This is a genomic window from Paraburkholderia elongata (genome assembly GCF_013177735.1).
Lineage (GTDB): Bacteria > Pseudomonadota > Gammaproteobacteria > Burkholderiales > Burkholderiaceae > Paraburkholderia > Paraburkholderia elongata.
Genome location: NZ_WOEZ01000018.1, coordinates 46,829 through 60,429, shown reverse-complemented (window position 1 = coordinate 60,429; position 13,601 = coordinate 46,829). Strand labels below are relative to the sequence as shown.

Genomic DNA, 13,601 nt, shown 5'->3' with positions numbered 1-13,601 from the left:
AGTTGAAATAACTGTTTTTTTTAAATTTGCAGCAGATAAACTCCGCAACCAGGAAGCGAAGGATCGTTGTGACCGGCCTCGAGTCGTAGCAACGCGCGATCAATCGCTGCCACAACGAATTCATTCGATACCGATCTATGCGGAAACTGCCTCCACTCAGCGCGCTTAGGACCTTTGAGGCCGCAGCGCGACATCGTCATTTCGGCAGAGCAGCTGACGAGCTGTGCGTGACTCATAGCGCCATCAGTCATCAGGTGCGCTCGTTGGAAGAGGTGCTCAAAGTCACACTGTTTGAAAAGCAGGGACGCCAGGTTCACTTGACCGACGCTGGCCTGCGGTTGCTGCACTCGGTACAGCAGGCGCTCGACATGATGGCCGAAGCGTGCAGCGACGCTGCCCACCCGGGCATGCGCGGTTCCCTGAAAATCTCGGCACCGGCCGAATTGGCGCATCGCTTTTTTCCACGGGTGATCGGCGAATTCTCTCAACGCTACCCAGGTCTGACCGTCCATCTCCTGGTTCACGATAGCGATTCGAACGAGATCAACCCGGGTGCGGACATCACCATCCTCTATTCGATGGGCGACACCGATTGGGCCCGCTACTGGGCCGTGCCGTTTCGCGCCATTGAATTCTTCCCGGTATGTCACCCGAGTCTGATTGAGGGCGAGGACAGCTTGCAGATTCCGGCGGATCTCGTGCGCTTTTGTCTGCTGCATGATGACCAGGACGGGAAAACCTGGGCCACGTGGCTCGGCACCCATGCCGCCGCGTTGCCGGCTCCCGCGCGCAACCTGCACTTCGCCCATTCCGGCATCGCCATCGAGGCGGCGCTGCAGAAGGTCGGGGTCTGCCTGGCGGATACGCTAACCGCGGGCGACGAGCTGAAAAGCGGCCGGCTGATTCGCCCATTCGCCGTTTCGGTTCCTTCGCCCGGCAACTACTACCTGGTTGCCGAACGACGCAAACGGAATGAGGCCCGGCTCGCGGCGTTCATGCAGTTTGCCGGGCTCGCCCAATATTTATGTGAAATCAATTCACCGATTGCAGAGAATTGATCATTAGTTAGCAAAAAAAATTCAACCTAGGATAAGCCATGAATGCCGGCCCCCTGCCGGCACGCCCCCAACCAATGGAGCGACTACATGGCACGTACTCTCACCACACTTCCCCGCAACGACGGCTTTCGATGCCCCGGCGAATTCGAACCTAAGGCTGGCTGCTGGCTCGGCTGGCCGGAACGGCCCGACGTCTGGCGCAACGGTGGCAAGCCGGCGCAGAAGGTGTGGGTGGATATCGCTACCGCGATTGCCGAGAGTGATCCTGTCACCATCTGTGCGTCGTCGCGCCAATATGCGAACGCGCGGGCTATGTTGCCGCCGCATATCCGCGTGCTGGAAATGACTGTGAACGACTCATGGTTTCGCGACAGCGGCCCAGCATGGCTGCTTAATGATCATGGCGAGGTCCGTGGCGTCGATTTCCGGTTCAATGCCTATGGCGGATTGAACGGCGGCCTCTACTTTCCGTGGGACATGGACGACCAAATCGCCGGGAAGATTCTGGAAGCCGAACGCACCGACCGTTACCGGGCACCGATCATCGCCGAGATGGGCGGGATCCAATGCGACGGCGAAGGTACTGTCCTCACCACCGAGCAGTGTCTGCTCAATCTCAACCGCAACGCCCATCTGGGCAAGGAAGCCGTGACCCAGCACCTCCTCGATTACCTGGGGGCGCGCAAAGCCATCTGGCTGCCGCGCGGGTGCAAATTCGACGAGACCGACGGCCATATCGACGATCTAGCCTGCTTTTCGCGTCCGGGCGAGGTGGTGATGCAGTGGACGGACGACCCCAGCGACCCTCAATACGAGATTTACCGGGAGGCCTACGCCATCCTGAGCAGCACCACCGATGCGAAGGGGCGCTCGCTGAAAATTCATAAAATCCTTGCGCCCGAAACACTCGTTTGGACTGCAGAAGAAGCTGCCGGTCTCGATCATGGCGACGCGGCGATGGCGCGTGTGGCGGGCACCCGGATCTGCGCGTCATATATCAACTACTACGTAGGCAACGGCGTCGTCGTGGTGCCCGAGTTTGGCGACGCCAACGACCTGCCTGCGCAGCGGATGCTGGCCGACGTGTTCCCGCGGCATCGGATCATCGGCATTCCCAATACCCGCGAGATCCTGCTCGGCGGCGGAAATATTGCCTGTATCACGTCACCGCAATACGCCGCACAAACACGTTGAGGAGAGACGTATGCAGCATTTCAATCAAGCTGCGCGAGCTTGATCGACAACCGGAAGGTCCACAGAGCAAGCCCTCATCATTGGGAGAGAGTCATGAATATCCCGTTATTCAGAGCCATAGTTTGTTGTCTGCTGGGCACCAGCAGCATCGCCATGGGCGCCGGTCAGGTCCTCAACGTCTACAACTGGTCCGATTACATCGGGGATAAAACAATCGAAAACTTCGAGACGGAAACCGGCATCAAGGTGAAGTACGACGTCTACGATAGCAACGACACCCTGCAAACAAAACTGCTGGCCGGCGGCACCGGTTACGACATCGTCGTGCCATCCGCCAATTTTCTGGCAAAGCAAATCGACGCCGGCATCTATCAGAAGCTCGACAAGTCCAGGTTGCCTAACCTCGTCAATCTGGACAAGTCAGTCATGGCGATGGTGCAAAGCACTGACCCAGGCGCCCAGTACGGCATTCCATGGGCCTGGGTGACGATCGGTCTTGGCATCAACGTCACGGCGGTGAAGGCTGCGCTCGGCAACGACGCCGAACTCGACAACTGGGGCTTGCTGTTCGACCCCAAAAATCTGGCCAAGCTGAAGCATTGCGGGGTTTCGGTGCTCGACGAACCCACCGACGTGCTTCCCGAGGTGTTGCACTATCTTCACAAAGACCCTAGCAGCACGAATCCCGCAGACTATCAGGCCGCGTTCGAGGTACTCAAACAGATTCGCCCCTACATCACCCAATTCAACTCGTCCGGCTACATAAGCGACCTGGCCAACAACGACGTCTGCCTCGCGTTGGGCTACTCTGGCGATGTAAACATCGCCAAGCATCGCGCGCTCGAAGCACACAAGAGTTACGAGATTGGTTATGTCATTCCTAAGAGCGGGGCACCTGTAGGCTTTGACGTGATGGTCATACCCAAGGATGCGCCCAATCCAGAGGCCGCCCTAGCGTGGATCAATTTCATCGAGAAACCCGAGATCAATGCCGAGATCACCAACAAGGTTTTCTATCCAACCGCAAATCTCGCTGCGAGGAAATATGTGAAGCCGGAGCTTGCGAACGACCCGACCATCTATCCTCCCGAGTCGGTGATGAAAACCTTGTTCCCGCTCAAGCCATTGCCCGTTGAGATCATCCGTCTGGAACATCGTCTCTGGGCCAAGTTGAAGTCGGGCATATAGCCGCGCTCTGCTTCCCGGAAATTCTCCGGCAAAGGGCCTTTGGACCACAACTAGGCTCAGTTTTGAGCCTAGTCGCCGGATACGTTAACAGTCGCACATAAGCTGACCACGGAAGTGGGGAGCATGCGGCGAGCTTCGCGAGGTCCAAGGTTTGGACATGACTCGTCTCCGTACTCGGCCCGCCCCTCGCCGGCTCTGCGAGGGATAGTCGTTCTATCGGCCCTATCACGCCCCAACGGCGCGTCACATGGTCTTCCGAACCCATCGACTCCGCCAATCCGGCGCCTGGAAGGGATCCGAAAAATACTGGGTCTCGTGAACAACTTTGCCGTTGCAGAGCTCCATAATGCTTACCGTGTACGCTGCTCGCCCGTTATAGGTGATGGTGTATTCGGTGATCCAGAGATTACCTTCTCCCTGAATTCGCCTAACATCGAAACCTGATGGCTTATCTGGATGATGACTCCGCAGTGCCTGCAAATTTATTCGCCCGAGGATTCGTTCACCTGATTGGGGATAGTCACAGATGGCATCGTCATCGTAAATGTCGTGTTCTGCGTCGAGATCGCCGGCCGCCGACGCCTGCCAGTGCGCATTCAGAGCTTCAAGTATTTTTTCTTTCTGCATGGAGTGCCTCCGGATACCGTTCACATTTAGCAAAAGAATAACAGGGCGCTAGCGACGGGTCTCGGGAGCGCACAACAGCCCGTTGGTAAGTGGCGGAAGTCTGACTCGTCGTTGGCTGAATCGGCTAAGGCCACCATGCTTCGTTCCTTGGACGTTCGCTTCATGATGGTCATGGTAGAGTCGGGCATCTCTCTTTATAGCGTAGCCCTTATGTCGCCACGCATTGAATGTGGGGCCGTCGATCCGGCAGATCATCAACAGGGCATGGGAAGCGCCGCCGCGGCGCAAAGCGTGAACATGCAGATTCCAGCGATCGTTCCAGCGCAAACCGCTCTGGTGGTCATGCATTATCAGACTGACATACTGGGGTTATTTCCATCGGTCGCGCCCACTTTGCTCGCCAATACGCGCAAGCTGTGTGATGCTGCACGGGCCAAAAGTGTTAACGTCTATTTCGCCAAGATCCACTTTAGTCCGGGCTATCCGGAAGTCAATCCTTTGAACAGGAACGGGCAGGGAATCAAGCAACTTGGTCTCTTCGTCGACGACAAGATCGCGCCGGAGCTCGGCCAGCAGGCCACTGAACCGCTCATCATCGCGCATCGTGCTAGCGTGTTCTTTAGTACCGAGCTGCAGTCGCGGCTTTCCGCACAGGGTATCGATACGCTGCTCATGGTCGGCATAGCGTCGACCGGTGTCGTGCTGTCGTCGGTTGCGTACGCGAGCGATGCGGACTTCCGTTTATTCACGGTCAAGGATTGCTGCTACGACCCGGATCAGATCGTGCACGATCATCTTTTTTCAACCGCGTTCGATTCGCGCACGACGGTGCTCTCGCTCACTGATGCCTTGTTGTTGCTTGCCTAGCATGTGCTGGCATTTTGACAGCTCACACCAAAATCTCTGTCATGCCCACGCTGACCCTGCGCGGCTCGACGGCCCCCTATCGGGGGCGTTTGAGCGCGCATTCATTCAGGCGCCGCAGTGAATTTCATTTGCCCATGGCCAATGTATTGGCGCGGTTGCTATGGCAGTCCGCAAGCGCCTCGTGCGCCCGGACCGCGAAGCCATTTCTGCCAGTACTAACCTCGCTTCGCGGCCCACTTGTCCAGTTCGTCGCGCGCCACTCTTTCTGCGCGCAGGAAGAAATCCTCTGTTTCGGGCGGCGAATAGCACAGCTCCAGATTCATTCCGTTTGGATCACGCACATAGAGGGAATGGAATGCGCCGTGATCGACGAACGTGGACGGGTAGCCTTCCTTCTCGAGCCTCTGGCGGAAGTACTCGATCGATTCGTCGGAATCTACGTTGATGGCGATGTGGTGGTGATAGACGGTCGACACCTCGAATGGCGGCTTGCCGTCGAAGACGTCCGGATAGTCGAAGAACGCGATGCTGCTGCCATCGCCCATTTCGAAGAAAAAGTGGCAATACGGGGCGGCCCTGCCAGTGAACACCTCTTCCGGAATGCGTAGCGCGATGGTCATCGGCATTTCGAGAATGTCTTCGTAGAAATGGCGCGTCGTGGCCGCATCGGCGGAGTAATAGGCATGGTGATTAAGTCCGCGCACGCGGCTTCTGGCGCGGCGCTCGATCGCGCGCTGCTTTTGCTGGAGATCGACTGCGGAATCGCCTACCGCTGCGAAAACATTTTCATCATGATGGGACATACTCGGTCTCCTTCAATAAGGTTAGAAACGACCCTCGGGGTTAACTCAAATCGAACCGGCGGATCACGCGGGCGGTGATGCAGCGCCAATGCAACTTCGACGCTCTGCAACCTCGCGGCAGGAAGCGAACCATACGTCGTCGCGCGCCCTCAGCCTGCGCACGAACGCGGTGAAGATTTCCCACAGACTCTCATTCGCGCCGAAAACATAGGGGTGGAAGATCACGGTGAGATGCAGGCCGTCGCGCAGCGCCTCGTCGACGGCGCCGTTCACTACACTCGACCATTCGACCGCGTTCGCAGGGGCACTGGGGTCACCGTTTGACATTCGAAACGCTGCCAGATCGGGGTCGATCAGGTAAGCGTCGACGTGCCGCCAGGCAAACGGCAGGACGGTCAGGCCGTGCTCCGTGCGGACGCGGCGGTCGTCGGAGACCGGCGAGCAGTAGGTGAAGCCGCTCTCTCGCAGCAGTTCGAACGAGCCAGCATCCATCGCACCACCGGGCGGCCGAAAACCGGTGACCTCCACGCCAATCGACCGGAACGCCGCAACACTCTTCGCGAGATTCGAGCGCCGTTCGTCCATCGAGAGGCGCCCCCAGTTTTCATGACCCCAGCTATGCAGCGCGACTTCGTGATCGGCGTCGCGCAACGCTCGCAGTTGCTCGGGGTATCGGCAGACGTTTACCGCTTCGATGAAGTACGTGAACGGCACGCCATCGAGTTCGGTCAGCACGCGCGGCAACACCCGCGTAGCCGTGTAGTGTTGCCCGATGGGAGCGTTGACCGGCCAGCGGCCCATGTTGATGTCGCACGCCTCACCCAGGTTATCCAGAGTGACACACACCGAGACCCGCTTGCCTCGCGGCAACCACGCTTCACGTTCGGTTTCGTTCATTTGCCCTGCCGGTAACGTCGATTGGTTCTGCGCCAGTCCAGTCAACGACCGGACGGCTACTTTTGACATCTCCAGCTTAGGACATGAGGCACACGTGTGCAATTTAGGGTTTACCTCGTGTTACGCGCACATAGCCAATACAACATGCGATACAGCTGGTCGAAGCCATACAAAATCTGCCCCCAGGTTTACCCCGCGTTGAACACGTGTGCATAACTGACTATGCTGCCCTTGCACCTCGACCCGACGGAGGTGATCGCCCGCCAAGCTTGAAGCAATGCGTGCGGAACTCGATCGGTGGCAAGACCTTTCGCGGACCACCGACGTAACGTCAAGAATCACGTAGTAGCGTTCGCGGCGAAACTACAAGAGCGAAAACCGACAGACCGGTGGTAGTCAACAGCAACGATTTGCAATGAATTCATCACGATAATCAGGAGTCCATTATATTCGCGAGACTTCAATCCAGTTCCCAGACGCTGTGTTGCGGAACCATCACATTGGCGACGTCGCCTGAGGAGATACCAATGTTGCAAAGATCGAGGTGCGCATTGCACCTCGCCGGTTGCGCGGCAGGGCTGCTTATCTGTGGTTCGGCCCACGCGCAAAGCAATGTCACGCTGTTCGGCCTGATTGACGGTGGTCTGCTTTATACAAACAAAACGCTCAACGCCACCACGGGTGGCAACGCCGGAAAGCAGTTTTCGATGATCGACGGCGGTTCGTCGTATTCGCATTTTGGGATCCTGGGGACCGAAGATCTCGGCGGCGGACTGAAGGCGAAATTCAAGCTCGAAAGCGGCTTCAGCATCGCTAACGGGGAACTCGCTCACTGCAACGGCAATCTCTTCGGTTGTGAAGCGTGGGTTTCACTGGATAGTCAATACGGCGAAGTGAAGGCCGGCCTTCAGTTCTCGCCGTTCTTCCTCGCCCTATACGCGTCCGACCCGCGTCACATGTCCTTTTTCGGCAGCGGCGGCGTCAATCTCGTCGACAATTTTCTTGGCACGAGTATTTTTAGCGCGAGTTCGGTGTCTTACACGAGCCCAGAGCTATGGGGTCTGCAGGCCAGCCTTTTGTACTCGTTCGGCGGAAACCCCGGTAATTTTCAGGCGGGTCGCCAGTATTCCGCCAGCGTCAAATACGAATACGCCGGCCTGATGATCAATGCGGCAATCTTCGACGGCAACAGCGGCAGCGCAAACCCGACGCCAACCCCGTCCAACCTCTCAGCCGAAGGCCGCACGATTGGCGCCGCGCTCAAGTTCGGCTCGCTTACGGCAAAGGCATCGTTCGTCAACTACAGGGTCGCCGGCTCTTTCAACAACAACGTCTACGGCGGCGGCCTGGCCTGGTACGTGACGCCGACACTCGATCTCGACGGCGGCGTGTGGGTGACCAGCGACCGCAACAACACCGCCAATCATTCGCTTCTGGCCGCGCTGGGGGCGAGCTATTTCCTTTCGAAGAGGACCACGTTCTATGCGCAGGTCGCCTCCGCTAATAATCACGGCGGGATGAACACGGGCCTTTCCGTCAACGGCGCGCTATTCGGCACGCACGGCACGACGATGGGGGCCACAGTAGGCATCCGGCATTCGTTCTAGCTGTGCGCCTCCCATGGCAGCGCACCCAATATCGAAGGCCACCCGTCTGGCCGCACAATCGCCACTCTCAGGGAGATTCAAGTTGAAACCCGATCGGATGAACCCAGTGGGAAGAAGTAGCGACTCGCCAGGTTCGATATGCCGACGCACATGCTCATCGGACAGCGGTCAAGCCAGGCACCTGGGAAAACCCTGATTTGAATTGAAGTTATCAGTGTTAGCATTACTGCCATGAACTCGCATGGCACCCGCCACGAGCTGCTTTAGCGCAGAGGAGTCGCGGGGTGCGAAATCCAGATCGTTGACGGACGGAAAACCAACGCAGCCAAACGGGCATTCGTCCAACACCCCGATCATTCTCGCTTTTTCCGGGACGATAAGCCGTTTGTATTTCGCATTCCTATGTTTTTTGCTGTCTCGGTAAACAATTCATCCGGCAACTCGCCGGACTAACACGCAGGATAGGACATGAGCATCGTTCTCTTTGAAAAAGACGGCGCCGTCGGCGTCGTCACTTTGGCAAAGCCGCCGCACAACCTGATCGACGATATCTTTATGCAGGAACTGCTCGCCTCGTACGGCAGAGCCGTCGAGGAAGGGTGCCGGTCGATTCTCCTGCGTAGCGGCATGCGCCACTTCTGCGCGGGCGCGGATGTGACGGCTTTCGCATCGGGCGGCCGGCGCCGCGATCAGGCTAACCTCGAGGCGCTGCTTGATTCCCTCGAGAACGTCCGCATCCCTGTTGTAGCGGCCGTGCATGGCGGCGCGCTGGGTGGCGGCTTCGAACTGGCATTGACCTGCGACATGATCGTGGCGGCCGACACGGCTTTCTTCGGCATGGCAGAAGCATCTCTGGGCCTGTTGCCGCTACTCGGTGGTGTCCAGCGAGTCGTGCAGCGGGTGGGTGTGGCGCGCGCCAAGGAAATGGCGATGTTCGGCCGGCGCCACGATCCCGCAGCGCTCGAGCGATGGGGCGTCGTCAACCTCGTCACGGCTGAGGCCGAATTGCCGAACGTATCAATGTCATGGGCCCGCCAGCTTGCGGCCGGCCCCACGGTCGCCCTGGGCGGTATCAAGAAACTGGCGAATCTTTCGGCGCGCCGTGGCATCGAAGGCGCCGATGCACAGCAGACCGAGGTGAACAACACAATGTGGGCAAGCGCCGACCAGAAGCGCGGTCTGCAAGCCTTCGCGAAGACCGGTCCCGGCTCCGCAGTATTCGAGGGGAACTGACCATGAACTCGCCACTCAACGGGCTGAAAGTTATCGACTTCACACGCGTACTCGCGGGCCCGCTTTGTACCAAAACACTGCGCGATCTGGGCGCCGACGTGACAAAGATCGAACCGCCCGGCGGCGACTCGGGTCGCGGAGGCGTGCCTCACATAGACGGGATGTCGGTTTACTATGCGCAGCAGAATGCAGGTAAGCGCAACCTCAGTCTCGATCTGAACTGGCCTGAGGCACGCGAAATCGCGACTGACATGTGCCGCGACGCAGACGTCATCGTTGAGAATTTCCGCCCCGGCACGCTCACCCGCTTCGGCCTTGGCTACGAACAGGTTCGCGAGTTTAATCCGGGCGTCGTCTACGTTTCCATCAGCGGTTACGGACAGACCGGGCCCTGGCGCAACCGGCCCGCGTTTGCCCCGACGGTGCAGGCGGAAACCGGCCTTACCGACATTCTGCAGCAGCACTACGGCGACTCGCTCTCTGAACTCAAGAACGATGCCTGCAGCCATGCGGACGTCTACACCGGCCTGCATGCCGCAATTGCGGTGCTCGCCGCGATCCAGCATCGCAGCCGCACCGGAGAGGGACAGCACGTCGATGTCGCGATGGCCGCGACCATGCTCGCGGTCAATGAGCGCGCTGGCGCGCAGCTTTCGGGAATCGACACGCAGGGCGAGCCGCCGGCGCTGAGCGCACCTGAGTCCCATATCTTCAGGCTTCCTGACGGACGCCAGTTGACCATCGCCGCCAGTCCCATTTACTCGCCGATGTTCGTCCGCTTCTGCTCCATGATGCGTCGAACCGATCTGCTGCTCGACCCGCGCTTTGCGACGGCGCCTCTGCGCCGCCAGAACCTCGCCGCCCTGCTGAGCGAAGTCCGCGCGTGGATACTCACGTTCACCGACCTGGAAGAACTCCAGTGGCAGGTGAGCGAAGCGGGTCTCGCTGTCGGTGTGGTCCGCAGCACGAATGATCTCGCGGAATCTGAATGGGCACAGGACTGGGGAGCCATTGTCCACGTGGACGATCGTTCGGGAGGCACGATGCGCATGCCGGGTGTGCCATGGCGCTTCAGTAGCGCGACCTTGCCGCCGCCGGGCATCCCTGCTTTTCAGGGCGAACACAACGTCGAACTGCTCGCGGAGCGCAACGTCGATCCGGCTTTGATCGAGGAACTGCGCCAACGCCGTGTGCTGCTCAGCCGCCGGAGTCTGCGGGGTGAATTCGATGAACCTTGATCGCACGCACGATGCGGCTGTCAAAAGTTGGCTTGCATCCGCCAATCTGCCCCACGGTGACTTTCCGTTGCAGAACCTTCCCTACGCGATATTTCGCCGCAAGGGATATGCAGAGGAGTTTCGCGCAGGCATCGCGCTGGGAGACCAGGTCATCGACCTCGCCGCCCTGCTTCGCGAACGCTGCCTCAATGGTCTCGCCATGCAGGCGGCCATCGCGTGCACGCAACCTGCGCTCAACGAATTTTTCGCCATGGGCCCGGATGCATGGCGAATCCTGAGGCAAGCCATCTTCGCTCTTTTTGAAGCGCCGACGGGAAACGCTTCGACGATGCCCGATACCGACGTGCTGCGTCGGTGTCTCGTCCCGCAGGCTCTGGTCGAATACAGTTTGCCCGCCCGCATCGGCGATTACACCGATTTCTATACGTCGATCGACCATGCCCGCAACATCGTCAAGCTGCTGCGTCCCGACGCCGCACTGTCGCCAAACTTTCAGTGGATGCCGATCGCCTATCACGGACGTGTCTCGAGCATCGGGACATCGGGTCAGCAGGTCAGGCGGCCGCTTGGACAACGCCTTGCTGCGGGGCGCAGCATGCCCGATGTTTCTGCGTGCGCACGGTTGGACTATGAGCTCGAACTGGGCATCTTCATCGGCGTTGGCAACCCGCAAGGTGAGCCGATTCCCGTGACGCATGCCGAACAGCACGTGTTCGGCCTTTGCCTGCTGAACGACTGGTCCGCGCGCGACATACAGATGTGGGAATCGACGCCATTGGGGCCGTTTCTCGCGAAGAATTTCGCCACCACGATCTCTCCGTGGATCGTCACCATGGACGCTCTCGCGCCGTTCCGTCACGCATGGGAGCGGCCTGCCGACGAGCCTCAACCGTTGGCCTATCTCGACGCGCCTGCCAACCGGAGCGAAGGCAGCATCGACATCCATCTCGAGGTATGGCTGGAGTCCGAGCGGCAACGTACAAATGACGCCCCCGCTACGCGTCTGTCGCGCACGAGCTTCCGCCATCAGTACTGGACCGTTGCGCAGATGGTTGCGCATCACACCGTTGGCGGTTGCAACCTGAATAGCGGTGATTTGCTGGGCAGCGGCACGATCTCCGGACCAACGGCCGCTGAAGCCGGCGCATTGATCGAGCTTACCGCCGCGGGAAAGACACCCGTCGCACTGGGCAACGGCGAAGCGCGCAGCTTTCTGGAGGACGGCGATACGGTTCTCATGAAGGGCTGGTGCGAGCGACCTGGATTTACGCGCATCGGCTTCGGAGAGAACCGCGGAGAAGTCACGCCCGCGCGAGCGGTTTCGTAGATTCTATTGTTGCGCCGTCGCGGGAGCACGGGTGACACCGCCCGTCCCCGCCCTGAAACTGTCATGACACTGGGCGACCAGATCCGGGCATGTCACCAAGGAGACACTTCATGAACTCGCTCTATGACGCTGATACGAACGCCTTGAGCGACGCGTCCGAGATAACACTGCGACGTGCCTATTCGGCTTCGGAATGGAGAATCATTCCGATTCTTTTCCTGCTATGGCTGCTCGCGTGGGTCGATCGCGCCAATGTCGCATTTGCCAAGTTACAGATGCTGTCCGATCTGCACTTCAGCGAAACCGTTTACGGCTTCGGTGCGGGACTGTTCTTCCTCGGTTACGTCGTGTTCGGCATACCCAGCACGATGGTTCAGCAAAGAGTCGGCGCAAGGCGAACCATTTCCGTGATTGCCATCGGCTGGGGGCTCACCAGCGTCGCAATGATGTTCGTCCGTAGCGCACCTCTTTTCTACCTTCTGCGGTTCCTGCTAGGCGCGTTCGAAGCGGGATTCTATCCGGGTGTCATTCTGTATCTGAACCAATGGTTTCCAACGAAGCGGAGAACCCGCAACTTCAGCATTTTCCATTCCGCTGCCATCTGTTCGACCGTAGTCGTCGGCCTGACCGGCGGCTTGGTGCTGCAACATATGAGCGGCTTGTTGTCCCTCCCGGGATGGCGATGGATGTTTCTGGTGCAGGCGCTCCCCACGCTGCTGTTGGGCTGCCTCGTGCTGTTTGTCCTCTCCGATGGACCCGCGACGGCTTCCTGGCTGTCCCCTGAAGAACGGCGGCTCATCCAGGCCGACCTCGCTCGCGACCAGAAGCGCTCTTCTGTGGAAGTGAACCCTCAGCGGCCACTGCTTGCCAATCCCGTCGTCTGGGTGCTTCTCGCCGCCTATTTCTGCATCCTCACCGCCAATACGGCACTGAGCTTCTTCATTCCGACCATTCTGCGGGATGCGGGATTCGGTGGCTACACCGCGATCGGCAACGCTATCGCGGCAATCTGTATTCTTGGTGCTATCGGCAACATCGCATTCTGTACGTACGCAAGCCGTCATGGCGACGTCCGCTACCACTGTTCGATTGCCTCTGTCGTGAGCGTCGCAAGCCTGATTCTGCTAGTACTGGTCTGGCACAGTAGCCGCACCGCCACCTTTACGACACTCGCCTTCGCACTCGCAGGCACAGGTGCCGGCATCTCCCTGTTCTGGCAGATTCCCATGCGGTACCTCAAGGCCAACGCGGCAGCGGTCGGGGTAGCCTTCATCAGCTCAGTGGCGAACCTCGCAGGTTTTCTGACACCATGGCTCACCGGGTACGTGCGGCAAGCTACCGGCACCTATACCAGCGGCTTTGTCACTGCGGCGTGCGTGCAAGCATTGGCGGCGGTCATGCTTATCGTGGTCTTGCCACTTGCTTCCCGCAGAGATCCGCATCCCCTTTCTAGTGAGTACTGATGCCGCCGCCGCGCGGGAACTACCGGGTGGAGAACTGATCCTTGTGCGTGACTTTAGCCAACCTGACGTAGCCGTTTAAATCCAGGAGCCAGTTTCCGT

General features: G+C 59.1%; 12 protein-coding genes. 9 read left to right on the top strand and 3 right to left on the bottom strand.

The features are described from left to right. The first annotated feature begins 137 nt into the window (after nt 1–137). The 3 genes from GNZ13_RS03180 to GNZ13_RS03170 all read left to right on the top strand — a co-directional run bounded on the left by GNZ13_RS03180 (nt 138) and on the right by GNZ13_RS03170 (nt 3,440). Nucleotides 138–1,058, top strand: coding sequence for a LysR substrate-binding domain-containing protein (locus GNZ13_RS03180; protein ID WP_172160421.1), 921 nt, complete (start codon nt 138–140; stop codon nt 1,056–1,058). 87 nt (nt 1,059–1,145) lie between these two features. Continuing rightward, a complete protein-coding gene (gene aguA, locus GNZ13_RS03175; protein ID WP_172160420.1) occupies nt 1,146–2,252 on the top strand; it encodes an agmatine deiminase in 1,107 nt (368 codons plus the stop codon). Between the two features lie 153 nt (nt 2,253–2,405). Beyond that, nucleotides 2,406–3,440: a polyamine ABC transporter substrate-binding protein gene (locus GNZ13_RS03170; RefSeq protein ID WP_236001783.1), complete on the top strand. Its 1,035-nt coding sequence runs from the start codon at nt 2,406–2,408 to the stop codon at nt 3,438–3,440. A 243-nt stretch (nt 3,441–3,683) separates the two neighbouring features. On the opposite strand, the gene GNZ13_RS03165 is transcribed toward GNZ13_RS03170, so the two are convergent. Then, complete coding sequence (locus tag GNZ13_RS03165; RefSeq protein WP_172160419.1) at nt 3,684–4,067, bottom strand: nuclear transport factor 2 family protein; 384 nt, start codon at nt 4,065–4,067, stop codon at nt 3,684–3,686. A 264-nt stretch (nt 4,068–4,331) separates the two neighbouring features. Between GNZ13_RS03165 and GNZ13_RS03160 the strand changes: the two genes are divergently transcribed. Continuing rightward, a complete protein-coding gene (locus tag GNZ13_RS03160) occupies nt 4,332–4,934 on the top strand; it encodes an isochorismatase family cysteine hydrolase (protein WP_172160562.1) in 603 nt (200 codons plus the stop codon). Between the two features lie 215 nt (nt 4,935–5,149). Here the strand turns inward: GNZ13_RS03160 and GNZ13_RS03155 are convergent, their stop codons facing one another. After that, complete coding sequence (locus GNZ13_RS03155) at nt 5,150–5,737, bottom strand: VOC family protein (protein ID WP_172160418.1); 588 nt, start codon at nt 5,735–5,737, stop codon at nt 5,150–5,152. A 63-nt stretch (nt 5,738–5,800) separates the two neighbouring features. Then, complete coding sequence (locus GNZ13_RS03150; protein ID WP_172160416.1) at nt 5,801–6,634, bottom strand: polysaccharide deacetylase family protein; 834 nt, start codon at nt 6,632–6,634, stop codon at nt 5,801–5,803. 527 nt (nt 6,635–7,161) lie between these two features. On the opposite strand from GNZ13_RS03150, the gene GNZ13_RS03145 reads away from it, so the two are divergent. The 5 genes from GNZ13_RS03145 (at nt 7,162) to GNZ13_RS03125 (ending at nt 13,502) form a co-directional block, all read left to right on the top strand. Next, a complete protein-coding gene (locus tag GNZ13_RS03145; RefSeq protein WP_172160415.1) occupies nt 7,162–8,241 on the top strand; it encodes a porin in 1,080 nt (359 codons plus the stop codon). A 468-nt stretch (nt 8,242–8,709) separates the two neighbouring features. Further along, nucleotides 8,710–9,474: an enoyl-CoA hydratase/isomerase family protein gene (locus tag GNZ13_RS03140; RefSeq protein ID WP_172160413.1), complete on the top strand. Its 765-nt coding sequence runs from the start codon at nt 8,710–8,712 to the stop codon at nt 9,472–9,474. 2 nt (nt 9,475–9,476) lie between these two features. After that, nucleotides 9,477–10,712 (top strand): CaiB/BaiF CoA transferase family protein, encoded by a 1,236-nt coding sequence (locus GNZ13_RS03135; RefSeq protein WP_172160411.1) that lies wholly within the window; start codon nt 9,477–9,479, stop codon nt 10,710–10,712. Then, nucleotides 10,702–12,039, top strand: coding sequence for a fumarylacetoacetase (gene fahA, locus GNZ13_RS03130; RefSeq protein ID WP_172160560.1), 1,338 nt, complete (start codon nt 10,702–10,704; stop codon nt 12,037–12,039). The genes GNZ13_RS03135 and fahA overlap by 11 nt, the downstream gene beginning before the upstream one ends. A 110-nt stretch (nt 12,040–12,149) precedes the next feature. Next, entirely contained in the window at nt 12,150–13,502 is a 1,353-nt protein-coding gene (locus GNZ13_RS03125) for an MFS transporter (RefSeq protein ID WP_172160409.1), read from the top strand. Nucleotides 13,503–13,601 lie beyond the last annotated feature (99 nt).

Excerpts from the sequence above, each read along its gene's own strand:
- GNZ13_RS03155 (WP_172160418.1), bottom strand. The coding sequence starts at position 5,737 with ATGTCCCATCATGATGAAAATGTTTTCGCAGCGGTAGGCGATTCCGCA.
- GNZ13_RS03160 (WP_172160562.1), top strand. The coding sequence starts at position 4,332 with ATGGGAAGCGCCGCCGCGGCGCAAAGCGTGAACATGCAGATTCCAGCG.
- GNZ13_RS03125 (WP_172160409.1), top strand. The coding sequence starts at position 12,150 with ATGAACTCGCTCTATGACGCTGATACGAACGCCTTGAGCGACGCGTCC.
- fahA (WP_172160560.1), top strand. The coding sequence starts at position 10,702 with ATGAACCTTGATCGCACGCACGATGCGGCTGTCAAAAGTTGGCTTGCA.
- GNZ13_RS03165 (WP_172160419.1), bottom strand. The coding sequence starts at position 4,067 with ATGCAGAAAGAAAAAATACTTGAAGCTCTGAATGCGCACTGGCAGGCG.
- GNZ13_RS03170 (WP_236001783.1), top strand. The coding sequence starts at position 2,406 with ATGGGCGCCGGTCAGGTCCTCAACGTCTACAACTGGTCCGATTACATC.
- GNZ13_RS03140 (WP_172160413.1), top strand. The coding sequence starts at position 8,710 with ATGAGCATCGTTCTCTTTGAAAAAGACGGCGCCGTCGGCGTCGTCACT.
- aguA (WP_172160420.1), top strand. The coding sequence starts at position 1,146 with ATGGCACGTACTCTCACCACACTTCCCCGCAACGACGGCTTTCGATGC.
- GNZ13_RS03145 (WP_172160415.1), top strand. The coding sequence starts at position 7,162 with ATGTTGCAAAGATCGAGGTGCGCATTGCACCTCGCCGGTTGCGCGGCA.
- GNZ13_RS03180 (WP_172160421.1), top strand. The coding sequence starts at position 138 with ATGCGGAAACTGCCTCCACTCAGCGCGCTTAGGACCTTTGAGGCCGCA.
- GNZ13_RS03150 (WP_172160416.1), bottom strand. The coding sequence starts at position 6,634 with ATGAACGAAACCGAACGTGAAGCGTGGTTGCCGCGAGGCAAGCGGGTC.
- GNZ13_RS03135 (WP_172160411.1), top strand. The coding sequence starts at position 9,477 with ATGAACTCGCCACTCAACGGGCTGAAAGTTATCGACTTCACACGCGTA.